The 24,287-nt window shown below is 53.2% G+C and carries 22 protein-coding genes and 2 tRNA genes; 15 read left to right on the forward strand and 9 right to left on the reverse strand.

Translation table 11 applies throughout. The features are described 5' to 3' along the window. Positions 1-3 precede the first annotated feature (3 nt). From dhbA to dacB, 7 genes are all read right to left on the reverse strand, one after another. Positions 4-762 carry a 2,3-dihydro-2,3-dihydroxybenzoate dehydrogenase gene (dhbA, locus tag IBT47_RS17880; protein WP_200561860.1) on the reverse strand — a complete coding sequence of 253 codons (759 nt, stop codon included), beginning with the start codon at positions 760-762 and terminating at the stop codon, positions 4-6. Then, entirely contained in the window at positions 762-1,622 is an 861-nt protein-coding gene (locus tag IBT47_RS17885) for an isochorismatase family protein (RefSeq protein ID WP_200561862.1), read from the reverse strand. The genes dhbA and IBT47_RS17885 overlap by 1 nt, the downstream gene beginning before the upstream one ends. A 15-nt stretch (positions 1,623-1,637) precedes the next feature. Further along, positions 1,638-3,251 (reverse strand): (2,3-dihydroxybenzoyl)adenylate synthase, encoded by a 1,614-nt coding sequence (locus IBT47_RS17890; RefSeq protein ID WP_200561921.1) that lies wholly within the window; start codon positions 3,249-3,251, stop codon positions 1,638-1,640. 9 nt (positions 3,252-3,260) lie between these two features. Further along, entirely contained in the window at positions 3,261-4,436 is a 1,176-nt protein-coding gene (locus IBT47_RS17895) for an isochorismate synthase (protein WP_200561923.1), read from the reverse strand. Between the two features lie 258 nt (positions 4,437-4,694). Next, complete coding sequence (pmrB, locus tag IBT47_RS17900) at positions 4,695-5,753, reverse strand: two-component system sensor histidine kinase PmrB (RefSeq protein WP_200561925.1); 1,059 nt, start codon at positions 5,751-5,753, stop codon at positions 4,695-4,697. Next, positions 5,750-6,412, reverse strand: coding sequence for a two-component system response regulator PmrA (gene pmrA, locus IBT47_RS17905; protein WP_200561927.1), 663 nt, complete (start codon positions 6,410-6,412; stop codon positions 5,750-5,752). Before pmrA ends, pmrB begins: the two co-directional genes overlap by 4 nt. A gap of 3 nt (positions 6,413-6,415) precedes the next feature. After that, on the reverse strand, positions 6,416-7,849 hold the full coding sequence (dacB, locus tag IBT47_RS17910) for a serine-type D-Ala-D-Ala carboxypeptidase (protein ID WP_105592940.1): 1,434 nt from the start codon (positions 7,847-7,849) through the stop codon (positions 6,416-6,418). 250 nt (positions 7,850-8,099) lie between these two features. On the opposite strand from dacB, the gene greA reads away from it, so the two are divergent. After that, the gene (gene greA, locus IBT47_RS17915) at positions 8,100-8,582 is read left to right on the forward strand and encodes a transcription elongation factor GreA (protein ID WP_200561929.1); all 483 of its coding nucleotides are present in this window, start codon (positions 8,100-8,102) and stop codon (positions 8,580-8,582) included. Positions 8,583-8,725: 143 nt separating this feature from the next. Here the strand turns inward: greA and yhbY are convergent, their stop codons facing one another. Next, positions 8,726-9,019 carry a ribosome assembly RNA-binding protein YhbY gene (gene yhbY, locus IBT47_RS17920; RefSeq protein WP_105592942.1) on the reverse strand — a complete coding sequence of 98 codons (294 nt, stop codon included), beginning with the start codon at positions 9,017-9,019 and terminating at the stop codon, positions 8,726-8,728. A 127-nt stretch (positions 9,020-9,146) separates the two neighbouring features. Here yhbY and rlmE point away from each other — a divergent pair, with 127 nt between their 5' ends. From rlmE to glmM, 4 genes are all read left to right on the forward strand, one after another. Continuing rightward, entirely contained in the window at positions 9,147-9,776 is a 630-nt protein-coding gene (gene rlmE, locus IBT47_RS17925) for a 23S rRNA (uridine(2552)-2'-O)-methyltransferase RlmE (protein ID WP_105592943.1), read from the forward strand. A 116-nt stretch (positions 9,777-9,892) separates the two neighbouring features. Continuing rightward, entirely contained in the window at positions 9,893-11,791 is a 1,899-nt protein-coding gene (gene ftsH, locus IBT47_RS17930) for an ATP-dependent zinc metalloprotease FtsH (RefSeq protein WP_105592945.1), read from the forward strand. A 116-nt stretch (positions 11,792-11,907) separates the two neighbouring features. Next, positions 11,908-12,744 (forward strand): dihydropteroate synthase, encoded by an 837-nt coding sequence (gene folP, locus IBT47_RS17935; RefSeq protein ID WP_200561931.1) that lies wholly within the window; start codon positions 11,908-11,910, stop codon positions 12,742-12,744. 4 nt (positions 12,745-12,748) lie between these two features. Continuing rightward, on the forward strand, positions 12,749-14,083 hold the full coding sequence (gene glmM / locus IBT47_RS17940; protein ID WP_105592947.1) for a phosphoglucosamine mutase: 1,335 nt from the start codon (positions 12,749-12,751) through the stop codon (positions 14,081-14,083). A gap of 20 nt (positions 14,084-14,103) precedes the next feature. On the opposite strand, the gene IBT47_RS17945 is transcribed toward glmM, so the two are convergent. Continuing rightward, complete coding sequence (locus IBT47_RS17945) at positions 14,104-14,307, reverse strand: hypothetical protein (protein ID WP_200546558.1); 204 nt, start codon at positions 14,305-14,307, stop codon at positions 14,104-14,106. An 89-nt stretch (positions 14,308-14,396) separates the two neighbouring features. Here IBT47_RS17945 and secG point away from each other — a divergent pair, with 89 nt between their 5' ends. The 10 genes from secG to pnp all read left to right on the forward strand — a co-directional run bounded on the left by secG (position 14,397) and on the right by pnp (position 24,254). Then, positions 14,397-14,729 carry a preprotein translocase subunit SecG gene (gene secG / locus IBT47_RS17950; RefSeq protein ID WP_105592949.1) on the forward strand — a complete coding sequence of 111 codons (333 nt, stop codon included), beginning with the start codon at positions 14,397-14,399 and terminating at the stop codon, positions 14,727-14,729. Between the two features lie 51 nt (positions 14,730-14,780). Next, a tRNA-Leu gene (locus IBT47_RS17955) sits at positions 14,781-14,867 on the forward strand. Between the two features lie 48 nt (positions 14,868-14,915). Continuing rightward, positions 14,916-14,992 (forward strand) — tRNA-Met (locus IBT47_RS17960). A 213-nt stretch (positions 14,993-15,205) separates the two neighbouring features. Then, entirely contained in the window at positions 15,206-15,658 is a 453-nt protein-coding gene (gene rimP / locus IBT47_RS17965; RefSeq protein WP_146114134.1) for a ribosome maturation factor RimP, read from the forward strand. A gap of 24 nt (positions 15,659-15,682) precedes the next feature. Further along, complete coding sequence (nusA, locus tag IBT47_RS17970; protein WP_105592950.1) at positions 15,683-17,188, forward strand: transcription termination factor NusA; 1,506 nt, start codon at positions 15,683-15,685, stop codon at positions 17,186-17,188. Between the two features lie 24 nt (positions 17,189-17,212). Further along, positions 17,213-19,906 carry a translation initiation factor IF-2 gene (infB, locus tag IBT47_RS17975; RefSeq protein WP_105592951.1) on the forward strand — a complete coding sequence of 898 codons (2,694 nt, stop codon included), beginning with the start codon at positions 17,213-17,215 and terminating at the stop codon, positions 19,904-19,906. 124 nt (positions 19,907-20,030) lie between these two features. Continuing rightward, on the forward strand, positions 20,031-20,444 hold the full coding sequence (gene rbfA / locus IBT47_RS17980; protein ID WP_200546561.1) for a 30S ribosome-binding factor RbfA: 414 nt from the start codon (positions 20,031-20,033) through the stop codon (positions 20,442-20,444). Next, on the forward strand, positions 20,444-21,388 hold the full coding sequence (gene truB, locus IBT47_RS17985) for a tRNA pseudouridine(55) synthase TruB (RefSeq protein ID WP_200561933.1): 945 nt from the start codon (positions 20,444-20,446) through the stop codon (positions 21,386-21,388). Before rbfA ends, truB begins: the two co-directional genes overlap by 1 nt. Before the next feature lie 165 nt (positions 21,389-21,553). Then, on the forward strand, positions 21,554-21,823 hold the full coding sequence (gene rpsO / locus IBT47_RS17990; protein WP_105592954.1) for a 30S ribosomal protein S15: 270 nt from the start codon (positions 21,554-21,556) through the stop codon (positions 21,821-21,823). Between the two features lie 301 nt (positions 21,824-22,124). Then, positions 22,125-24,254, forward strand: a complete 2,130-nt coding sequence (pnp, locus tag IBT47_RS17995) for a polyribonucleotide nucleotidyltransferase (RefSeq protein WP_200561935.1) — start codon at positions 22,125-22,127, stop codon at positions 24,252-24,254. Positions 24,255-24,287 lie beyond the last annotated feature (33 nt).

Consider the following 24,287-nt stretch of genomic DNA (forward strand, 5'->3'; position numbering starts at 1 on the left):
GGCTTACGCACCGAGCGTTGCCCCACCGTCAACCACGATATCCTGCATGATAATGTGGCTGGCGCTGTCGGAAGCCAGGAACATCACCGCGCTGGCGATGTCATCAGGGCGGGCAATTTTACCCAGTGGGATGCCCAGTTTGTACTGCTCCGGATAACCCGCAATCATCTGCTGTTCATCTGCCGGGGTTTGCCACAGGCTGCGCTGCATCGCGGTATCCGTTGAACCCGGCGAAACAATATTACAGCGCACGCCATAAGGTGCCATTTCGAGAGCGACGGTCATGCACAGGCTGCGCAGCGCGGCTTTTGAAGCACCGTATGCAGACATGCCGATACGCGGCGCATGAGCTGCGTTAGAAGCGACCGTGACTATCGCACCGGCACGCTGCTGACGAAATACCGGCAGAGTCTGTTGGAACAGGTTGAAAGCGCCTCCGGCATTAACCGCCAGGCAGGCCTGCCAGTCTGCAAATGCCAGTTCCTCGGTGGAGCCGGTGCGTAAAATACCGGCAGCATTGACCAGCACGTCAAGATGTCGGGTATCGGAAAGTACTTTTTCGCAGACGCGCTTCACCTGCCATGGATCGGCGATATCGACGATCTCGCGCTGGAACGGATAATCGCTCTGCGAGAACTGTTTATCAAAGCCGACAACGGAAGCGCCAGCGGCAACAAAAGCCAGCGCGGTGTGGTAGCCGATGCCCTGGCCCGCGCCGGTAACCCAAACCTGCTTACCGGTAAAATCGAAACTGGCGGACATTATGCTGGCTCCCGTGACAGTAACTTCCACCAGCCATCGATACTCGGATCTTTGGCCAGAGAAATAAAATCGATATCGCTATGGATCTGGCGCCAGCGGGCGGCGAGCTCCATCATCCGCACGGAATCAAGACCGTAGTCCACCAGATTATCCGCATCATCCAGATCCTCTGCATCGTCATCCAGCAGCGGCAGCACCAGCGCGCGCAGCAGGGCTTTACTGGCTGGTGTTGTTGCCGGCAGCAGTTCAGAGGTCATCACCACCTTTCCGCTGCGCCCGGCGGTATAGTTCAGCGCCATCATATGTTCCTCGCGGCTGAAATCTGCCAGCGCGTCGGCAACCATAAACGGTTTAATGTCGCGCATAAATGCATCTGTCGCGGTGGTCAGGCAGCCAATGTGGGCGTAAACACCGCAAATAATCAGCTGATCTCGTCCGGTTTCTTTAAGGATTGACTCAAGCGGGGAGCGATGAAAAGCGCTGTAGCGCCATTTTACCAGTACCTGATCCTGTTCATCGGGTGCCAGCGCGCTGACCACTCGCTGCTGATCGGGATGCTTGTTGAGACCGGGGCCCCACATATCATTCAGCAGCGCGCGATCCTGGTCACTCTGCTGGTTGGGTTGGGCGGTGTAAAACACCGGGATGCCCTGAGATTTACAGAACTGACGCAGGCGAGCAACGTTCTCCACTACCTGATCGATCAACGGGCTGTCTTCTCCCCAAAAGTTGAGGAAATATTCCTGCATATCATGAATTAACAGCGCCGCACGTGCGGGGTTAAAATCCCACTTCACTTTGTTTACCGGCAGCTCTGCCTGCGTAGGTAGCAGATAGGACTGGAGTTTAGGGATAGCCATGGTCTCTCCTGAAAATTAGAGGCTCTGAGTATGGGCAAGCTGCTGGCGCAGGCGTTTTTTATCTACTTTGCCGACCGGTGTGAGGGGCAGTGAATCAACACATTCGATGCGATCCGGCAGTTTGAACTCCGCCACGCCCAGCTCACGTAGATGGCGGCGAAGCGCCACCGGCTTCAGCACCCCCTTTGTCACAATAAAGGCACAGCTTTTCTCGCCCATCAGACTGTCTTCCATCGAAACCAGCGCGGCGTGGATCACCTGAGCGTGGCGGAGCAGCAGGTTTTCGATCTCCTCTGCTGCGATCTTTTCACCACCGCGGTTGATCTGATCCTTTTCACGCCCCTGCACGGTGATATAACCATCGGGAGCGATGGAGATCAGATCGCCAGAGCAGTAAAACCCCTGACGATCGAAGCTGGCGGCATTATGTTCAGGGCTGTTGTAGTAGCCGCGAAACGTGTAGGGGCCACGGGTCATCAGACGTCCGGTTGTTCCGGCTGGGAGCGGATTACCGAACTCATCGGCTACCCAGACCTCGTCATCTTCAGAGATTGGCCTCCCCTGGGTGGTCAGAATATGCTGGCTGTCATCATCCAGACGGGTGTAATTAACCAGTCCTTCGGCCATACCGAACACCTGTTGCAGCTGGCAGCCGATTTCCGTGGGAATACGAGCAGCAAGTGACTCACTCAGCCTGGCCCCGCCAACCTGCAGCAGAGTCAGCGAAGCCAGGGCGCGATTGCTTCCCCACTCCTGGATAGCCTGTAGCCACAGGCTGACGGCGGGCGGAACCAGTGCGGCAACGTTGACCTGATGTTTTTCGATAAGAGGGAAACAGAGGTTAGCGCTGGGATCGTGTGCCAGCACTACACAGCCACCGGCGTAAAATACACCCAGTGCGCCCGGGGAGCTCATCGCATAGTTATGCGCAGCGGGCAGGGCGCAGAGATAGCGGGTGCTGCGGCTGAACTGACAAATATCAACGCTGCCACGAATGCTGTAGTAGTAATCATTGTGGGTTCGCGGGATGAGTTTCGGCGTACCCGTGCTGCCGCCGGAAAGCTGGAAGAAGGCCACCTCATCTGCCGCAGAAGGTGTTTCTGAGAAGCTTCCGGCTGCCTCATCGGCCATCCCCGCCAGGGACATCGCTACACCATGTTCATGACGTAAGGCGATCACGCTGAGTGCCGGAATAGCCTGTTTGAGCTGCTGCAGATAATCATCATTGCTGAAAAGCGGATGCTGTCGATCGGCAATGAGCAACGATGGCTGCAGCTGTGACGCGTAGGCGTCCAGCTCGTTACGCTGGTGACTGAACAGCGCATTAACCGGTGCCACCCCGATTTTAAGCAGGGCGAAAAACACCATGTAAAAATCCGCGACGTTACCGAGCTGAACCAGGGCGGTATCACCGCTTTTCAGTCCGCGTCGCTGAAGTGCCGCCGCCAGCCGATCGGAAAGTTGTGCCAGCTGCTGATAGCTGTAATGCCGATCGCCTTCGATGACTGCGACAGAAGTATTTTCAGCCTGACTGTGCAGAATATCCGTCATCGGCCGATCGAGCCAGTAACCCTTCGCGCGATAGCGTGCGGCCAGCTCATCAGGCCAGTGAGTGTAGGGAATAGTCATGATTTACCTTTAATTGAGGCCAAATGCACGCAGCATGGTATTCAGTTTGACGCCGGTCTCACGCCATTCGGATTCAGGCGTTGAGTCAGGAACAATTCCCGCCCCGGCAAACAGACGAACCCGGTTTCCGGCAACTTTTCCGCAGCGGATAGTGACCACCCACTCGCCGTTGCCATGCTCATCGCACCAGCCGACAATGCCGCCGAATAAATCGCGCTCGAAGGGTTCAAGTTTGGCAATCATCTGCATCGCGCTGGCATGAGGATATCCGCTCAGCGCCGGAGTTGGATGCAGCAGGCAGGCCAGCGAAAGCGCGTTTTCCGCCGCATGACTGACTTCACCCTCTATCGGGGTGCCGAGATGCCAAAGCGTGCCGGTGGTCAGCAGCTCCGGTTCCGCAGGGATGGCGAGGCGCTTGCTGCGCGATTGCAGCACATGACGCAGAGCATCGATCACCAGCTGATGTTCATAGCGGTCTTTTTGCGACTTCATCAGTTGCTGACCGGCCGCGCGATCCCGTTCGCGATCGCTGTCCCGCTTTGCCGAGCCCGCCAGCGGGTGGGTGTAGTAGCGGCGATCGTGCATGCGCAGCAGCAGTTCCGGGCTGGCTCCCAGCAGCGACCCGCCTTGCGCAAGCGGTACGTGAAAATTGTAGCTAGTGGGGTTCTGCGCGATGAGCTGTTGCATCAGGCCAGCAACGTCGACAGGTTTTTCCGTGACGATGTCCATCAGGCGCGAGAGCACGACCTTATCCAACTGCGAGGAAGCCGTGGCCGCAATAGCTTCGCTGACCATTCGCATAAATTCAGGCTGCTCAGGCAGTGCAGTACGCCGCAGAATGTCGTTATGTGATGAGCCGTGTGTCTGTACCTGCCGCTGAAAGCTGCTGCGGTCAAAAAAGTGGCTGGTTTCAGGGATAAACAGAGCTGAAGGCTGGCGGACATCAAAAGGGATTGCCCCCACAACGACCGGATGACGTATTCCCTGCCGTTTTGCTTCTGACAGATGATGCCGGATATCGTGTTGAAAACGACCCGTCAGCATTTCACCTTCATATGCCGGCGTATTGATAGTGGTAAAGCAACCTTTCGCTGCGAGACTGCGCCAGGGAGACATAAAGAAAAAGCCACTGGCGGCAGCATCTGCGGCAAATTGCAGCGTGCTTTCTGAGGTTAACAATTCCATTCTACGTCCTTATTTAAATGATAAACTAAGTAAGAATTATTATCATTTGCTTTCAGGGCCAGTAAGCTACGTTGAATGCTTCGAAGTGTCAATAAAGGTAAATTGATTTATTAGGCTCGTACTCGTGAGGGAATAATCGCTTTTTACACTATTTTTAGCGGTTTTTCGTTGATCTGACAGGGTAATTGCAGGTGATCGACTTTTAACGGGTTAGCGTTGCTAATTAAAATTCCAGAATGTTCTGTAAGAATTGCTGGCTCAGTTGAGCTGCTGCGGGAACCTGCATCGGGCATCAAGCCCGCTACGATCGGTGCGATTGGTCAGGCTTAGCTGGCCGTGGTGGAGTTGCACTATGCGCTGAACGATATTCAGACCCAGGCCGCTGCCGCCAAACCGCTGATCCATTCGGCGGAACGCTTTCACCACTTCCTGAACCTCGCTGGCATCAATGCCAGGGCCTTCATCACGCACGGTCACTATGCTACCGTTTTCGCTGGATGTGACTATCAACGTGATAATGCTGCCCTGCGGGCTGTAGCGCGAAGCGTTCTCCAACAGATTACGTAGCATCAGGCGCAACAGTACGGCATCACCCTGCACGCGGCTGCCGTCGCTGGTATCGTCAACAACAAGTCGTTGCTGGTTAAGCGCCAGCATCTCTTCCATCTCCTGACGCAGTGGCTGAATCACTTCTTTCCAGCTCAAAGTCTGGTAGTGACCACTTACCATCATTTGTCCGGCTCGCGACAGCATCAGCAACTGCTCGATAACATGCATCAGCTGATCGACCCGTGCGACCAGCATCGTACCCAACGGGTTGCCGTCCTGCTCCAACAGCTCCAGGTGCAGCCGCAGGCCAGCCAGCGGGGTACGTAATTCATGGGCCGCATCTGCCGTAAACAGCCGTTCCTGCTGCAGTGTATGGTCCAGGCGCGCCAGTAGCTGATTCAGTGCGCCGGTAACCGCCACAATTTCATCCATATCCGAATGCAGCGGCAGGGGGGTCAGGTTGTCCGCAGAGCGTGAGGCCAGGCTGCTTTGTAGCGAGCGCAGAGGTCGAATTATCCAGCTGATTGCCCAGAAGGAGAGCAGAAGGGTAAAGCACACCATCACCAGGGACGGCAGCAGCAGCGAGGCAATGGCTTCGCGGATCTCATTTTCGACATGCTCATTGCGGGCATGATTAGTTAGCGTTTCATTTACCAGAAAACTGATTTGCTCCCGGCTTTCATGCCACAGCCAAAAAGCACTCATCAGCTGACAGCTCAGCAGAATTAGCGCCAGCATAATCAATAAACGCCGACGCATGCTGTTCATTCGCGCTCTTCCAAACGATAACCGACGCCGCGAACGGTTTTGATGCGATCTTTGCCAAGTTTGCGTCGAAGATTATGGATATGTACTTCAAGTGTGTTCGAACTGGTGTCATCCTGCCAGCTGTAGAGATCCTGCTGTAGCGTTTCGCGATGAACCGTCTGGCCCAGGCGCATCAGCAGGCGAGTCAACAGGGCGAACTCCTTTGGCGTGACTTCAACGGGGAGATTTTCGACGGCCACCTGCTGGGATGTGAGATTTAGCGTGATGTCGCCGCGCTCCAGCAGATTATCGCTGTGGCCCTGATAGCGGCGAATCAGCGCCCGAACGCGGGCTTTAAGTTCAGCCAGTGCAAATGGCTTCACCAGATAGTCATCAGCACCGGCATCCAGCCCTTCAACCCGATCTTCCAGCGCGTCACGTGCCGTCAGGATCAGCACCGGCAAATCGTTCTGTTCTTTACGCCACTGGCGCAACAGTTCAGTACCGTCACGATCGGGCAAACCGAGATCCAGCACGATCAGGCTGTACTGGCTGCTGCGCAGGAATACGACCGCCTGGGTCGCATTTGCCGCGCAGTCCACAGCGTAACCTTCTCCGGTCATTGCCAGAGTCAGGCCTTTTTGTAGCAGTTCATCGTCCTCAACAATTAATATTTTCAATGATTAATTATTCCGGTAAACGTCCTTATACAGACGACTTTCAAAGCGAACCAACGGGATGCGGCGCTGGCGTTGATCTTCCGGCGGCACGGCATAACCGGAGAGGAACTGTACAAAGGCCACCCGTTGCCCGCTGGCGGTGGTCATAAATCCGGCCAGGTTATACACACCCTGCAATGAACCGGTTTTGGCGGAGACTTTGCCGTCAACGCCCGCTTCATGCAGCCCGCCGCGATAGCGCAGCGTGCCATCATAACCGGCCAGCGGCAGCATCGAGATGATATTGAGCTGCTGATCGTTCTGTGCGATATATTGCAGTACCTGCATCATGGTAGCAGGAGAAATCAGATCGTGGCGGGATAGCCCGGAGCCGTCTACCTGAATACTATTGCCCAGATCGATATTGGCTTTCTGACGCAGGATTTGGCGCACTGCATCCGAGCCAGCGCGCCAGGTACCCGGTACGTTAAAGCGTTCATGACCAATCGTACGGAATACGGTATCCGCAATCATGTTATCTGACTTTTTCAGCATAATTTTCAGCAGGTCGCGAAGCGGCGCCGACTGAGTTTGTGCCAGAACGGTTCCAGGTTGGGTGACCTGAGTCTGGCGTATCAGATGGCCACTGTAATCAATACCCGCGTTTTGCAGTTCAGATTTCAGGATCGCTCCGGCATAGCTGGCGCCATCCTGGATAGCGAAAGCCAGCGGCAATGGCTCAGAACGCTGGGTAAGGCAGCCGGTTAGCGTAAAGCGATTCAGTTCACCCGGAACGACATCCAGTTCACAATACTGCGCGTCTGCCGATCCTCTGGCCAGCGTTCTGACTTCGCTGAACATATTGACTGGATACCAGGAGGCCACGCGAATAAAGGCTTTTTCCCCCGGGGTCGGAGCGCTGTAGAGTGAAACCGAGAAGCAGTTACGGTCTACGATTGCAGCACCCGGCGGTGCACTGAAGCACTGGGTCATATCGTTCCACGGCCAGCCGGGGGCTTTATCGTGGCTGGCAAAAACCGAGGTATCAATCACCAGATTGCCGGCAATGTGTTCTACACCCTGTTTTTTCAGGTTCGTGACCATATTACGGAGATCCTGGCGCGTTAACGTTGGGTCACCACCGAAACGGGCAACCAAATCGCCGCGCAGCGTATTGCCGCTAATGCTACCCTTGCTTTCCAACTGAGTGTTGAAGCGGTAATCAGGGCCCAGTTGTAACATAGCGGCCAGCGCTGTAATCACCTTCATTGTGCTGGCAGGCAGCGCCATCTGCTGGCTGTGATAATCAATAGAGGGCGTTGTCGCCCCAATTTTTTGCACTACGAGCGCCAGGTTTGCGCCGTCGGGAAGGTACTGGGTGTAGTCTTCGACGGGGGCTGCCTGTGCCTGCAGCATAAAAGCGCAGCTAAGGCCGGTAACAATTCGTGAAAATCGCATAATCTCGCGGTAACTGACAGGTGATGCTGTCATACTACGGTGCATTGCGGTGGAAAGTAAACGATGACCCCCAGGGAACTCTGGGGTAAAATACGTATCAAATTGAAAAATAGATCCTGACCTGGAGTTTACTCCGGGTCAGGTTTCTTTTGTTTTAAATCAGTAGAAAGCGGCGCAGAACGCCTTTTTCTGCATACCATCCGTCAGGACGACGACACTTTGAACAGGAAAGATTTTAAGAGGTATTGAGATGAATCAGATTCCGATGACGTTAAAAGGCGCAGAGAAACTGCGCGAAGAGCTGGAAGAGCTCAAAACGGTAAAACGCCCCAGGATTATTGCCTCAATTGCTGAAGCGCGGGAGCACGGTGACCTGAAGGAAAATGCGGAATATCATGCTGCTCGCGAAGAGCAGGGATTCTGCGAGGGCCGTATCCAGGAAATTGAATCAAAGCTTTCTAATGCCCAGGTGATTGATGTCACAAAAATGGCTGGCAACGCTAACGGCCGGGTGATTTTTGGTGCCACCGTTACCGTGTTAAATGTGGATAGTGATGAAGAGTCTACCTATCGTATTGTGGGTGATGACGAAGCTAACTTTAAGCAAAATCTTATCTCGATCAATTCACCGATGGCGCGTGGCCTGGTAGGTAAGGTAATTGATGATGTTGCTATCATCAAAACGCCGGGCGGCGACGTGGAATATGAAGTGTTAAACGTCCAGTATCTCTGATATTGACTATCCTCATTATGGATGAGGGTTTTGTAAAGATAAGAAAAAGGCCGCACTGCGGCCTTTTATCGGAATGAGGAGCGTGGCACTTTCTCCTGACCTGAGTTTGTTCGGAAAGGCCGGTCAGCTGACCAGCCCCCCCCTCAGCGCGGAATGGAGATCTTGCGTTCCTTCGTTGGACGGTACAGCACCAGCGTCTTGCCGATTACCTGCACATTAACTGCACCGGTTTCGCGCACGATAGCTTCAACCACCAGGGTTTTCGTCTCACGGTCTTCCGTGGCGATTTTCACCTTGATGAGTTCATGGTGCTCCAGTGCATGTTCGATCTCGGCCAGCACTCCCTCGGTCAAGCCGTTGTTGCCCAGCATGACTACTGGCTTCAGCGGATGGGCCAGACCTTTCAGGTGCTGTTTTTGTTTGGTACTCAGATTCATCGTATTTTTTACTTACATTGGGATTGAAAACGGGTCATTCTACCGCCATCTCGAGTGTATCACCAAATCGGCTTCGCTGATTTGTGCGGTTATTTATCGCGAACAATGAATCATAGTTGGAAATTGTATGACTGGTAAAAAGCGTTCGGCCAGTTCCAGCCGCTGGCTACAGGAACACTTTAGCGATAAATATGTGCTTCAGGCGCAGAAAAAAGGGTTGCGTTCGCGCGCCTGGTTTAAACTGGATGAAATACAGCAGGGTGACAAACTTTTCAAACCCGGTATGACCGTGGTTGATCTCGGTGCGGCTCCGGGTGGTTGGTCACAGTATGTGGTAACGCAGATTGGGTCAAAAGGTCGTGTTATTGCCTGTGATATTCTGCCAATGGATCCGATTGTTGGGGTCGACTTCCTTCAGGGCGATTTTCGTGACGAAAGCGTACTGAAAACCCTGCTGGAACGTGTGGGTGAGACTAAAGTTCAGGTTGTGATGTCGGATATGGCACCCAACATGACGGGTACACCTGCAGTGGATATTCCCCGGTCGATGTATTTATGTGAGCTTGCCCTGGATATGTGCCGTGACGTATTGGCGCCCGGTGGTAGCTTTTTAGTAAAGGTGTTTCAGGGAGATGGTTTTGAAGAATACCTGCGGGAAATTCGCTCCCTGTTTACGAAAGTAAAAATTCGTAAGCCGGACGCTTCACGTTCTCGTTCGCGTGAAGTGTACATTGTAGCGACAGGGCGCAAACTGTAACCATCATCGCCGGATCCGCCGCCGCAGTTTTGCAGCGATTCCAAGTGTGAAGGATATGTAGTACCCTACGCTGTCTGTTAACACAGTTGTAATAAGAGGTTAATCCCTTGAGTGACATGGCGAAAAACCTAATTCTCTGGTTAGTCATCGCAGTCGTGCTGATGTCTGTATTCCAGAGCTTTGGGCCCAGCGAGTCGAATGGCCGTAGGGTTGATTACTCAACCTTCCTGTCTGAAGTGAACCAGGATCAGGTCCGCGAGGCACGTATTAACGGGCGTGAAATTAACGTAACCAAAAAAGATAGTAATCGCTACACGACCTACATTCCCGTCAACGATCCCAAGTTACTCGATAACCTGTTGACTAAAAATGTGAAAGTAGTCGGTGAACCACCGGAAGAACCAAGCCTGTTGGCTTCGATCTTTATCTCATGGTTCCCAATGCTGTTACTGATTGGTGTCTGGATCTTCTTTATGCGGCAGATGCAGGGCGGCGGCGGCAAGGGCGCGATGTCCTTCGGCAAAAGCAAAGCCCGCATGCTGACAGAAGATCAGATTAAAACCACCTTTGCTGACGTTGCAGGCTGCGACGAAGCGAAAGAGGAAGTGGGCGAGCTGGTTGAATACCTGCGCGAGCCTAGCCGTTTCCAGAAGCTGGGCGGTAAAATTCCGAAAGGCGTACTGATGGTCGGTCCTCCGGGTACCGGTAAAACCCTGCTGGCGAAAGCGATTGCAGGCGAAGCTAAAGTGCCTTTCTTCACCATCTCTGGCTCTGACTTTGTTGAAATGTTCGTTGGTGTGGGTGCATCCCGCGTGCGCGATATGTTTGAACAAGCTAAGAAAGCCGCGCCGTGCATTATCTTCATCGATGAAATCGATGCGGTAGGTCGTCAGCGTGGTGCAGGTCTGGGCGGTGGTCACGATGAGCGTGAACAGACGCTGAACCAGATGCTGGTTGAGATGGATGGTTTTGAAGGTAACGAAGGCATCATTGTTATTGCCGCTACTAACCGTCCAGATGTGCTTGACCCTGCACTGCTGCGTCCGGGTCGCTTCGACCGTCAGGTTGTCGTCGGTTTACCGGATGTTCGTGGTCGTGAGCAGATCATGAAAGTGCACATGCGCCGTGTACCGTTGGCACCAGATATCGATGCGGCAATCATTGCCCGTGGCACCCCTGGTTTCTCCGGTGCAGATCTGGCTAACCTTGTTAACGAAGCGGCGCTGTTTGCTGCCCGCGGTAACAAGCGTGTGGTGTCGATGGTTGAATTCGAAAAAGCGAAAGACAAAATCATGATGGGTGCAGAACGTCGCTCCATGGTAATGACTGAAGCGCAGAAAGAATCAACCGCTTACCATGAAGCAGGTCACGCCATTGTGGGTACGCTGGTTCCTGGTTATGACCCGGTGCACAAAGTCACCATCATTCCTCGTGGCAGAGCGCTGGGCGTAGCCTTCTTCCTGCCGGAAGGGGACGAGATCAGTGCCAATCGTCAGAAGCTGGAAAGCCGAATTTCCGTGGCCTACGGTGGACGTCTGGCGGAAGAGATTATCTACGGGCCGGACTACGTTTCCACCGGCGCGTCGTCTGATATCAAAATGGCGACCAGCGTTGCGCGTAACATGGTTACTCAGTGGGGCTTCTCAGAAAAGCTGGGCCCATTGCTTTATGCTGAAGAGGAAGGTGAAGTATTCCTCGGCCGTTCAGTGGCTAAGGCTAAGCATATGTCCGATGAAACGGCACGTATCATCGATCAGGAAGTGAAAAAACTGATTGATACCAACTATGCTCGTGCTCGCCGCATTCTGGACGAAAATATGGACATTCTTCATGCGATGAAAGATGCGCTGATGAAGTATGAAACCATTGATGCACCTCAGATCAGCGATCTGATGGCGCGTCGTGAGGTTCGTCCGCCAGCGGGTTGGGAAGGGCCAGTTAATATTGAGAAAACAGCAGCGCCTCAGGCATCTCGCCCGAACGACGACATGCCAGGTTCAGATAAAATCGTGTGATAGCGGTGTGGCGGAAACCTGATGGAGTCCGCCAGATTGCAGTCAATATGCTGTTATAATGCAAACCCCGGCTATGGTCGGGGTTTTTTTATATCTACTATTGGAGACTGTTTGTTATGAAGCTGTACGCCAGAGATACCGTACTCGACCTCTCACATCCGCATGTGATGGGTATCCTGAACGTCACTCCCGATTCGTTTTCAGATGGCGGAAAGCATAACGAACTGATCCATGCTCTGACCCACGCTAACGAGATGATTAACGCCGGTGCCACGATTATTGATGTCGGCGGAGAGTCGACCCGTCCCGGCGCCAAAGACGTCAGCGTGGAAGAGGAGCTGGAGCGCGTTATTCCTGTGGTAGAGGCGATTGCACAGCGTTTTGAGGTGTGGATATCGGTGGATACCTCTAAACCCGAGGTCATCCGCGAATCTGCCCGCGCGGGCGCGCACATTATCAATGATATTCGTTCACTACAGGAACCGGGAGCGCTTGAAGCCGCCGCTGAAACCGGGCTGCCGGTATGCCTGATGCATATGCAGGGCGAACCGAAAACCATGCAGCAGTCACCGCACTATCAGAACATTCTGCGCGATGTTGATGACTTTTTCGTTCAGCATATTGCCCGATGCGAAGCGGCAGGGATAAAAAAATCACAGCTGCTGCTCGACCCGGGTTTTGGTTTCGGTAAGAATCTTTCCCATAATTATCAACTTCTGGCGCACCTGGCCGACTATCATCACTTTGGCCTGCCGCTATTAGTCGGCATGTCACGTAAAAGTATGATTGGCCAGCTGCTGAACGTGGGTCCCGGGCAGCGTTTAACCGGCAGCATCGCCTGTGCGGTGATTGCTGCTATGCAGGGGGCTCATATTTTGCGCGTACACGATGTAAAAGAAACCGTAGAGGCGATGCGCGTCGTCGAAGCGACACAGTCAGCGAAGGAAGAATAACGTTATGAGCAACCGCAAGTATTTTGGTACCGATGGCATTCGTGGCAAAGTGGGTGAATATCCCATCACTCCTGATTTTGTGCTGAAACTTGGCTGGGCTGCCGGAAAGGTGCTGGCACGCCACGGTTCGAAGAAAATTATCATCGGGAAAGATACGCGTATCTCTGGCTATATGCTGGAATCTGCGCTGGAAGCGGGTCTGGCCGCAGCCGGATTGTCAGCCGCGTTTACCGGGCCAATGCCTACGCCTGCGGTGGCCTACCTGACACGCGCATTCCGTGCCGAAGCGGGTATTGTTATCTCTGCCTCTCATAATCCGTTCGATGATAACGGCATTAAGTTCTTTTCCACCGAGGGCACCAAGCTGCCGGATGAAGTGGAAGAGGCGATTGAAGCCGAGATGGAAAAGCCGATTACCTGCGTTGAATCTATCGAACTGGGACGCGCCAGCCGTATTGTTGATGCCGCCGGGCGCTACATCGAGTTTTGCAAAGGAACCTTCCCGAGCGAGTTAAGCCTTAACGGATTAAAAATCGTGGTGGATTGCGCGAACGGCGCGACGTATCACATTGCGCCTAATGTGCTGCGTGAACTGGGTGCAGACGTCATCTCGATTGGCGTGCAGCCTGACGGGATGAACATTAATAAAGAGTGCGGTGCAACCGATCTGCGCCTGTTACAGGAGCGTGTACTGGCTGAGAAAGCCGATCTGGGACTGGCCTACGACGGTGATGGCGACCGTATCATGATGGTTGATCATCTTGGGCAGAAGGTTGATGGCGATCAGATCCTCTATATCATCGCCCGTGAGGGCTTACGCCAGGGGCAACTGCGCGGTGGTGTTGTCGGTACGCTGATGAGCAATATGGGCCTGGAGCTGGCGCTTAAACAGCTTGGTATCCCGTTTGCCCGGGCGAAAGTGGGTGACCGATACGTACTGGAAAAGCTGAAGGAAAAAGGCTGGCGTCTTGGCGCTGAGAATTCAGGCCACGTAATCCTGCTTGATAAGACGACCACCGGCGACGGTGTGGTTGCAGGTTTGCAAGTACTAACTGCGATGGTCCGCAATCATATGACTTTGCACGATCTGTGTAGTGGAATGAAGCTGCTGCCACAGATTCTGGTTAACGTGCGCTTCAGTGGCGAAAACGATCCGCTGGAAGATGCACAGGTTAAAGCGGTAACCAGTGAAGTGGAAGCTGAGCTGAAAGGGCGTGGTCGTGTGCTGCTGCGTAAATCCGGCACCGAACCGTTGATCCGTGTAATGGTGGAAGGTGAGGACGAAGCTCAGGTTACCGCACTTGCCCACCGTATTGCCGATGCGGTGAAAGCCGTATAATCCGGAGCGGGGCCGGACATTCACTTCGGCCCCTGTTTCAGGTCTTGTTCTATCGTACAAAACGGCGTTCTTTTTGTTTTTTGTCTGGTCGTTTTTTTGTGAAAAATCATTGATGAATAGCGTGTTTTTTCTCCATAAATTGGTCTTTTGCCGCTTTTTTCTGCAATCAGTGTGATGTTGTAAAATTGCCCTTGCACGGAAGAGCGCCTTTGGTTAGTATTCACACCCGCTTCTGATGGGTAGTGGTTCACTATCGATTTAACTGGTTTGAAGCTTTTAATGCACATCTAACGTGCAAGGAAGAAGGTTGATTATGTACGAAGCTCTTTTAGTAGTTTTCCTTATTGTGGCAATCGGCCTTGTTGGTCTGATCATGCTGCAGCAAGGTAAAGGCGCTGATATGGGAGCATCATTTGGTGCAGGCGCTTCTGGTACACTGTTTGGTTCTAACGGTTCAGGTAACTTCATGACCCGTATGACTGCAGTGCTGGCAACCCTGTTCTTCATTATCAGCTTGATCCTGGGTAACCTTAATAGCAACAAAACCCAGAAAGGAAGCGAGTGGGAAAATCTGACTCAGCCAGCACAGTCTCAGCAGACTGCGCCAGCTAAACCGGCAGCGCCGGGCAGTGATATCCCGCAGTAAGACCTGAGTTACATTTCGACGCGATAGAAATAAAAAAATCGCAACTTTAGTGCCGTGGTGGTGGAATTGGTAGACACGCTACCTTGAGGTGGTAGTGCCCGCATGGGCTTACGGGTTCAAGTCCCGTCCTCGGTACCAAATCTCAGTTTTGCTTGCAATTTGTGCAAGTTTTGCGTAGTATTCGGACGCGGGGTGGAGCAGCCTGGTAGCTCGTCGGGCTCATAACCCGAAGGTCGTCGGTTCAAATCCGGCCCCCGCAACCACTTTCCCTTAGAGTTCTTTTTCAAATATACTGTATGCACAGAACGGCGCGTTTACAGCGAATTTTGAAAAAAATTCTTTTGGATTGTGCCGAGCCGCATCTATTGCGGTATACAGGGTCCAGTCGCATAAAGCCCCGAATTTTCGGGGTTTTTTGTTATCAGGAAACAGTAACACTGGGCTATAGGCCCTTTTTTTATGTCTTGGGGGTGGGATTGTCCACATTAGAGCAAAAATTAACAGAGCTGATTTCAGCACCGGTAGAAGCGCTTGGCTACGAACTGGTAGGTATTGAGTTTGTACGCGGTCGCACATCCACCCTGCGCATCTATATTGATAGTGAAGATGGCATCAATGTTGATGATTGCGCTGATGTGAGCCACCAGGTTAGCGCGGTGATGGACGTTGAAGATCCGATTACCGTGCCATACAACCTTGAAGTCTCTTCACCTGGTCTTGACCGTCCAATGTTTACCGCAGATCATTACGTACGTTTTACTGGTGAAGAAGTCAGCCTGGTTCTGCGTATGGCGGTACAGAACCGCCGCAAATGGCAGGGCATCATTAAATCTGTCGAAGGTGAAATGATTACCGTTGCCGTTGAGGGTAACGACGAAGTGTTCGCACTGAGCAACATCCAGAAGGCGAACCTGGTTCCCCACTTTTAAAAGTCCGGATTGAGGCATACCAGGATGAACAAAGAAATCTTAGCTGTTGTAGAAGCGGTCTCTAATGAGAAATCCCTCCCGCGCGAGAAGATTTTCGAAGCGCTGGAGAGCGCGCTGGCTACAGCCACCAAGAAAAAATACGAGCAGGAAATTGACGTTCGCGTCACCATCGATCGTAAAAGCGGCGATTTCGACACTTTCCGTCGTTGGCTGATCGTTAACGAAGTGACGCAGCCGACCCGTGAAATCACGCTGGAAGCAGCACGTTACGAAGATGAATCGCTGGATCTCGGTGATTTCGTTGAAGATCAGATCGAATCCGTGACCTTTGACCGTATCACCACTCAGACCGCCAAGCAGGTTATCGTTCAGAAAGTCCGTGAAGCAGAACGAGCAATGGTCGTGGATCAGTTCCGCGAGCAGGAAGGCGAGATCATCACCGGTGTAGTTAAGAAAGTTAACCGCGACAACATCTCCCTGGAAGTTCGGCCTACCGATGGTTCTAACACCAATGCCGAAGCCGTCATCATTCGTGAAGATATGCTGCCGCGTGAAAACTTCCGTCCGGGTGACCGCATTCGTGGTGTTCTGTATGCCGTGCGTCCAGAAGCCCGCGGTGCGCAACTGTTCGTCAGCCGTTCCAAGCCGGAAATGCTGATTGAATTGTTCCGTATTGAAGTGCCGGAAATTGCTGAAGAAGTTCTTGAAATTAAAGCCGCTGCGCGCGATCCAGGCTCCCGTGCCAAAATCGCTGTGAAAACTAACGATAAGCGCATCGACCCGGTCGGTGCCTGCGTTGGTATGCGCGGTGCGCGTGTTCAGGCGGTATCCAGCGAGCTGGGTGGCGAACGTATTGATATCGTACTGTGGGATGATAATCCGGCGCAGTTCGTGATCAACGCGATGGCTCCAGCGGATGTCGCTTCTATCGTGGTTGATGAAGATAATCACACCATGGATATTGCCGTTGAAGCCGGAAACCTGGCTCAGGCAATTGGCCGTAATGGCCAGAACGTGCGTCTGGCTTCACAGCTGAGTGGCTGGGAGCTGAACGTGATGACGGTCGACGACCTGCAAGCTAAGCATCAGGCCGAAGCGCATGCTGCCATTGACGTCTTTACTAAACACCTCGATATCGATGAAGACTTCGCTACCGTACTGGTAGAAGAAGGCTTCTCTTCTCTGGAAGAGCTGGCTTATGTGCCGATCAACGAGCTGTTGGAGATCGACGGCCTGGATGAAGAGACAGTAGAAGCGTTGCGCGACCGAGCTAAAAACGCGTTAACCACCCTGGCTTTGGCGAAAGAAGAGAGCCTGGGCGATGCCCAACCTGCGGAAGATTTACTGGGCCTGGAAGGTCTGGAACGTGAGCTGGCCTTCAAGCTAGCCGCGAAAGGCGTTCGTACGCTGGAAGATCTTGCCGAGCAGGGTGTTGACGACCTGTCAGATATTGATGGCCTGACCGATGAGCGGGCCGGTGAGCTGATTATGGCTGCACGTAATATTTGCTGGTTCGGCGACGACGCGTAATAAACTGTAGCAGGAAGGAACAGTATGACGACAGATGTAACCGTAAAATCACTGGCAGCAGAGATTCAGACACCGGTTGAACGCCTGGTACAGCAATTTGCTGATGCAGGGATCCAAAAGTCTGAAACAGACTCTGTTACCCAGCAAGAAAAAGAAACTTTACTTACCCATCTGAATCGCGAACATGGCGGTGGATCTGGTAAGCTAACTCTGCAGCGTAAAACACGCAGCACATTGAATATCCCAGGCACCGGGGGTAAAAGTAAATCGGTGCAAATTGAAGTCCGCAAAAAACGCACCTATGTAAAAGGCGATCCGGCTGAAGCTGAACAGGCTGAAGCAGAAGCGCAGGCACAGCGTGAAGCGGAAGAACTGGCTCGTCGCGAGGCTGAAGAAAAAGCCCAGCGCGAAGCTCAAGAGAAAGCGAAGCGTGAAGCCGAGGAGCAGGCCAAGCGTGAGGCAGCTGATAAAGCCAAACGTGAAGCAGCGGAAAGAGATAAAGTGAGCAATCAACATACCGATGAAATGACCCGGGCTTCACAGTCCGACAAAGCCCGCCGTGAAGCTGAATCAGCTGAACTGAAGCGTAAAGCCGAGGAAGAAGCGCGTCGCAAGATCGAAGAAGATGCGAAGCGTGTAGCTGAAGAAGCGCGTAAAATGGCGGAAGAAAAGGGTGAAGAGTGGGCATCAGTCAAAGAGGAAGAAGACACCTCTGACTACCACGTCACCACATCCACTCACGCGCGTGCTGCAGAAGACGAGAGCGATGCACAGGTTGAAGGTGACCGTCGTACTCGTGCGGCAGCACGTCCAGCTAAAGCCCCGGTTCGTAAAAAGGGCAACAAACACGCTGAAGCCAAAACCGACCGTGAAGAAGCGCGTGCGCAGGTTCGCGGCGGCAAAGGTGGCAAGCGTAAGCCAAGCTCGCTGCAGCAGGGCTTTAATAAGCCAGCTCAGGTAGTAAACCGTGATGTGGTGATTGGTGAAACCATTACCGTAGCGGAACTGGCTAACAAGATGGCAGTGAAAGGCTCCCAGGTCATCAAAGTGATGATGAAGATGGGTGCTATGGCGACCATCAACCAGGTCATCGACCAGGAAACTGCCCAACTGGTTGCGGAAGAAATGGGTCACAAAGTGACACTGCGCCGCGAAAACGAGCTGGAAGAAGCGGTAATGAGCGACCGTGACACCGATGCCGTGCTGGAATCCCGTGCGCCGGTCGTGACCATCATGGGCCACGTTGACCACGGTAAAACCTCACTGCTGGACTATATCCGCTCCACGAAAGTCGCCTCTGGCGAAGCGGGCGGCATTACCCAGCACATCGGTGCATACCACGTTGAAACTGACAACGGTATGGTGACCTTCCTTGATACCCCGGGCCACGCCGCGTTTACCGCAATGCGTGCTCGTGGTGCTCAGGCTACCGATATCGTTATCCTGGTTGTTGCTGCTGATGATGGCGTGATGCCACAGACTATCGAAGCAATCCAGCACGCCAAAGCGGCGAAAGTGCCGGTTGTTGTTGCGGTGAACAAGTGCGATAAGCCAGAAGCCGATCCGGATCGCGTTAAGAACGAGCTGACTCAGTACGGAATTATTCCGGAAGAGTGGGGCGGTGAAAACATGTTCGTCAACGTATCTGCGAAAGCCGGTACCGGTATTGACGACCTGTTGAACGCTATCCTGCTGCAGGCTGAAGTTCTCGAACTGACCGCCGTGCGTCAGGGTATGGCGAGCGGTGTGGTTATCGAATCCTTCCTGGATAAAGGTCGTGGTCCGGTTGCTACCGTGCTGGTGCGTGAAGGTACGCTGAACAAAGGCGATATCGTACTGTGCGGTTTCGAGTACGGTCGTGTTCGTGCGATGCGTGATGAGCTGGGTCGTGAAGTTCTGACCGCTGGCCCATCTATCCCTGTTGAGATCCTCGGTCTGTCCGGTGTTCCTGCTGCGGGTGATGAAGCAACGGTTGTTCGTGACGAGAAGAAAGCGCGTGAAGTTGCGCTGTATCGTCAGGGCAAATTCCGTGAAGTTAAACTGGCACGTCAGCAGAAATCTAAGCTGGAAAACATGTTTGCGAACATGACCGAAGGCGAAGTATCTGAACTGAACATCGTACTGAAAGCCGACGTACAGGGTTCTGTAGAAGCCATTGCTGACTCACTGATGAAACTTTCTACCGATGAAGTGAAAGTGAAAATCGTTGGTTCCGGCGTAGGTGGTATCACCGAAACCGACGCCACCCTGGCTGCCGCATCTAACGCTATCCTGGTTGGCTTCAACGTCCGTGCCGATGCCTCTGCTCGCCGCGTGATTGATTCTGAAAGCCTGGATCTGCGTTACTACTCCGTGATCTATAATCTGATCGACGAAGTGAAAGCAGCGATGAGCGGCATGCTGGCACCAGAATACAAGCAGCAGATCATTGGTCTTGCAGCGGTGCGTGACGTGTTCAAATCACCGAAATTTGGTGCTATCGCGGGCTGTATGGTCACCGAAGGTAACATCAAGCGTCACAACCCAATCCGTGTACTGCGTGACAACGTGGTTATCTATGAAGGCGAGCTGGAATCCCTGCGCCGCTTCAAAGATGACGTTAACGAAGTTCGTAACGGCATGGAATGTGGTATCGGCGTGAAGAACTACAACGATGTTCGCGTTGGCGATATGATCGAAGTATTCGAAATTATCGAAATTCAGCGTACCATCGATTAATCGACTGGCAGATATCCGGTAGATTTCGCGTTGCAGCAGGGCAGTTAACGCAGCGGCGATGTGAAGATTGCAGGATATTATTTGGGAGGCTTCTGGCCTCCCAAATTATTTGGAGAGATAAATTATGGCGAAAGAATTTGGTCGCCCGCAGCGCGTTTCTCAGGAGCTGCAAAAAGAGATCGCTATCATTCTGCAGCGCGAGATTAAAGATCCGCGTCTGGGTATGATGGTCACCGTTTCTGGCGTTGATGTGTCCCGCGATCTGGCCTACGCGAAAGTGTTCGTCACGTTCCTCAACGACAAAGACGAAGCGGCAATTAAAGCCGGCCTGCGTGCACTGGGTGATGCATCGGGTTACATCCGTACGTTACTGGGTAAAGCAATGCGTCTGCGCATTGTGCCGGAGCTGACCTTCTTCTATGACAACTCTCTTGTTGAAGGGATGCGCATGTCTAACCTGGTGACCAACGTAGTGAAAAAAGACGTTGAGCGCCGTGGTCCGACAGAAGATGAGCAGGAAGAAGGTAAAGAAGATTAATGAGCCGTCCTCGCCGTCGCGGTCGCGATATCCACGGGGTGCTGTTGCTGGATAAGCCGCAGGGCTTATCCTCTAACGATGCTCTGCAAAAAGTGAAACGCCTCTACAATGCTAATCGAGCGGGCCATACCGGCGCGCTGGACCCTTTGGCGACGGGCATGTTGCCTATCTGCCTTGGGGAAGCCACCAAGTTTTCTCAGTACCTGCTGGATTCAGACAAGCGTTATCGTGTGATTGCGCGGCTGGGACAGCGTACCGACACGTCAGATGCAGATGGTGTGGTAGTCAGTGAGCGCCCGGTAACCTTTACTGCGGAAGCGCTGATGGAAGCGATGGAAAGCTTTCGCGGTGAAACGCAGCAAATCCCGTCGATGTATTCTGCGCTTAAGTATCAGGGCCGTAAGCTGTATGAATATGCCCGCGAGGGGATAGAAGTTCCTCGTGAGTCTCGCAGCATCAATGTCTACGAGCTGCTGTTCATTCGCCATGAGGGGAATGAGCTGGAGTTGGAAATTCACGTTTCCAAAGGCACCTATATTCGTACCATTATTGACGATCTTGGCGAGAAACTGGGCTGTGGCGCGCACGTTACCTATCTGCGTCGTTTACAGGTCGCCACTTATCCGATTGCTAAAATGGTGACGCTGGAACAGCTGAATGCACTGGCGGAAGAAGCGCATCGAAGCGAACAGCCGCCTGCGGTTCTGCTTGATGCTTTACTGATGCCGATGGACAGCCCGGCAGCAGAATACCCGGTGGTGAATCTGCTGAGTGAAGTGGCCGCCTGGTTTAAACAGGGTATGCCGGTTCGGGTAGCAGGTGCACCAAGTGCAGGTCTGGTGCGCGTGACCGAAGGCGACGAACACAAATTCATCGGCATGGCCGAAATTGCCGATGATGGGCGAGTGGCTCCACGCCGTCTGGTTGTGGAACATTTCGACTAATTTACTCTGTTTCGTTCGGTCGGCAGACCTTGCTTCTGCTGACGAAAAGATAACGGGTAAATTTGCGCTTGCGCATTGCGCGGAGTAGAATGGCGCGGCTTTACACTGGGTTGCTGAATTAGAGATCGGCGCCTGTACATTTACCTTATAATTTGGAGTTGTCTCATGTCTCTAAGTGTTGAAACTAAAGCGCAGATCGTTGCTGATTTCGGTCGTGGTACTAACGACAGCGGTTCTACTGAAGTGCAGGTTGCTCTGCTGACTGCGCAGATTAACCATCTGCAGGGTCACTTCTCTGAACACAAGAAAGACCACCACAGCCGTCGCGGTCTGCTGCGTATGGTTTCTCAGCGTCGTAAACTGCTGGACTACCTGAAGCGTAAAGACGTTTCTCGTTACACCAGCCTGATCGAGCGTCTGGGTCTGCGTCGCTAAGTCTTAAGGCTGTTCTGCCCGTTTTCAGAGCGATCTGATAACAAAATGGCAAACGTACAGCCTGGAACGAGTTTCGCTGGAAAGGGGCCTTTATGGCCCCTTTTTTCAAGCAATCGGCAGCAATTCCGGGCAAACTATTGTATTGTTGCTGAGTGTGATCTTCAGTTGCAGAGGTTCGCGCGGCTAATGAGAGGCTTTATCCCATTGGGGATTAGGGTTGTCATTAGTCGCGAGGATGCAAAGTGAAGATTAGTAATCCACGGTGGGATTAAACCCTGCCCAGATGTTTAAGGAACTAATTTTGCTGAACCCGATCGTAAAAAAATTCCAGTATGGTCAGCATACCGTCACCATTGAGACCGGTATGATGGCTCGCCAGGCAACGGCTGCCGTAATGGTAAGCATGGACGACACCGCTGTGTTCGTTACCGTTGTCGGCCAGAAAAAATCCAAACCAGGCCAGGACTTCTTCCCGCTGACAGTAAACTATCAGGAGCGTACTTACGCTGCTGGTCGTATCCCGGGTAGCTTCTTCCGTCGTGAAGGCCGTCCAAGCGAAGGCGAAACTCTGATTTCTCGCCTGATTGACCGCCCGATTCGTCCTCTGTTCCCTGAAGGCTTCGTTAACGAAGTGCAGGTTATTGCTACCGTGGTTTCCGTTAACCCACAGGTTAACCCGGACATCGTCGCAATGATCGGTGCTTCAGCGGCGCTGGCGCTGTCTGGCCTGCCGTTCAATGGTCCTATCGGTGCCGCTCGCGTCGGTTACCTCAACGACCAGTACGTGCTGAACCCAACCAGCGATGAGCTGAAAGAGAGCAAGCTGGACCTGGTTGTTGCCGGTACTCAGGGCGCGGTACTGATGGTTGAATCAGAAGCTGAGCTGCTGAGCGAAGACCAGATGCTGGGCGCGGTCGTATTTGGCCACGATCAGCAGCAGGTTGTTATCAATAACATCAATGAACTGGTTGCTGAAGCCGGTAAACCTCGCTGGGACTGGCAGCCAGAGCCTGTAAACGAAGCGTTACACGCACGTATTGCTGCCCTGGCTGAAGCGCGTCTGAGCGATGCTTACCGCATCACCGAAAAACAGGAGCGTTATGCCCAGGTTGACGTGATCAAATCTGAAGCGACTGCTGCGCTGCTGGCTGAAGACGAGAGCCTGGACGCTGGCGAAATCAGCGACATCCTGCACGCGCTGGAAAAAGACGTCGTTCGTAGCCGCATCCTGCGCGGTGAGCCACGTATTGATGGCCGTGAAAAAGACATGATCCGTGGTCTGGACGTGCGTACCGGCGTTCTGCCACGTACCCACGGTTCCGCACTGTTCACCCGTGGTGAAACTCAGGCGCTGGTTACCGCGACTCTGGGTACTGCACGTGATGCACAGAACCTGGACGAGCTGATGGGCGAACGTACCGACAGCTTCCTGTTCCACTACAACTTCCCTCCGTACTCTGTTGGTGAAACCGGTATGGTGGGTTCACCGAAGCGTCGCGAGATTGGTCACGGTCGTCTGGCGAAACGTGGCGTGCTGGCCGTTATGCCTAAAGGCGATGCGTTCCCGTACACCGTGCGTGTTGTGTCTGAGATCACTGAATCAAACGGCTCTTCTTCAATGGCTTCCGTTTGTGGTGCTTCTCTGGCGCTGATGGACGCAGGCGTGCCTATCAAAGCCGCCGTTGCGGGTATCGCAATGGGCCTGGTGAAAGACGAAAACAACTTCGTGGTTCTGTCTGACATTCTGGGTGACGAAGACCACCTGGGCGATATGGACTTCAAAGTTGCCGGTAGCCGTGAAGGTATCACCGCGCTGCAGATGGACATCAAAATCGAAGGCATCACCCGCGAGATCATGCAGGTTGCTCTGAACCAGGCTAAAGGTGCGCGTCTGCACATCCTGAGCGTGATGGAACAGGCTATCAGCACCCCGCGCGGCGATATCTCTCAGTTCGCACCGCGTATCCACACCATTAAGATCAGCGTTGATAAGATCAAAGACGTGATCGGTAAAGGTGGTTCTGTTATCCGTGCGCTGACCGAAGAAACCGGTACGACCATCGAAATCGAAGATGATGGTACGGTTAAGATTGCTGCAACCGACGGCGAAAAAGCGAAATTCGCAATTCGTCGTATTGAAGAAATCACCGCAGAGATCGAAGTTGGTCGCATCTACAACGGTAAAGTGACGCGTATCGTCGACTTCGGTGCCTTCGTGGCTATCGGCGGCGGTAAAGAAGGTCTGGTACACATTTCTCAGATCGCTGACAAGCGCGTTGAGAAAGTGACCGACTATCTGCAGATGGGTCAGGAAGTACCGGTCAAGGTACTGGAAGTTGACCGTCAGGGTCGCGTGCGTCTGAGCATCAAAGAAGCCAGCGAACAGGCTCAGCCTGAAGCTGCAGCTCCTGCGGCACCAGAAGCAGAATAAAGCACCACCATTGAGCTCTCCGTCGTATGGCGG

Origin of the sequence: Erwinia sp. S43 (assembly GCF_016624745.1) — a bacterium.
GTDB classification, from domain to species: Bacteria; Pseudomonadota; Gammaproteobacteria; order Enterobacterales; family Enterobacteriaceae; genus Erwinia; species Erwinia coffeiphila.